This is a genomic window from Brevundimonas kwangchunensis (assembly GCF_039523815.1).
Lineage (GTDB): Bacteria > Pseudomonadota > Alphaproteobacteria > Caulobacterales > Caulobacteraceae > Brevundimonas > Brevundimonas kwangchunensis.
On record NZ_BAAAGA010000014.1, the window covers coordinates 1 to 846 of the forward strand.

Here is an 846-nt window from a genome sequence, read left to right on the forward strand (position 1 = left end):
AGGTGTCGGCGTGGCCGACGATCAGGACGCGGGTCGGACGACCCGACTTGGCGTAGTTGGCGGCTTGCGTCACCACCGACTGGGCTTCGGCCGTCAGGTCCGAGCGATCCCAGTCGAAGTACACCACGAACTCGCGGTCAGCCGGGACCGCCGGACGCGGCGGAGGCGGCGGAGGCGGAGGCGGCGGGGGCGGCGGGGGCGGCGGCGGGGGCGGCGGCGGCACATAGGCCGGCTCCGCGGCGCCGAACGCATAGCGCAGGCCCAGCGACAGGGTGTGGCTGTCGTCGTAACGGCCTTCGTACGGACCGATGGCCGCAGCGGCCGAGCCCGAGAAGGTGTTGTAGCTGTAGTTCGACGTCAGGTAGCGGTAGGTCAGGTCCAGATGGGCCCGATCGCTGATCGCCACGGCCAGACCGGCGATCGCTTGCGCGGCCAGATCCGTCGAGGTGTCGTCAGCGCCCACGCTCGGACGGCCCGTGATGTTGCGAACGCCCAGGATCTGGGTGTCGACACGGTTGATGCCCGCGCCCAGACCGATGAACGGACGGATCGACCACGACGCGTCGCCGAAGTCATAGATCACGTTGGCCATCAGGGTGGTCGACGTCATCTCGCCTTCCGGAACCGAGCACGCCGGAGCCGCCGGAACCGGACCGCAGAACGCAGCTGCGCCCGTCGAGGTCAGGTTCACCGACTCGATCTTGCCCGCGTCGCGGAAACCGCCCTCGAGCTCAACGCGCCAGTTCTCGTTGAAACGGTAACCCAGACGGGCGAAGCCCGCCCAGCTGTCGTCGATCTCGGTCGTCAGACCCGGACCCGTCGTCGTCGAGATCGAGTCGATCTCAC

The 846-nt window shown here is 68.9% G+C and carries 1 protein-coding gene; it reads right to left on the reverse strand.

Going from position 1 to position 846, the window contains the following annotated elements; translation table 11 throughout:
- Positions 1–846 (reverse strand): outer membrane beta-barrel protein (locus ABDZ95_RS15330; RefSeq protein ID WP_343794845.1); only part of this gene is annotated, 846 nt, incomplete at both ends.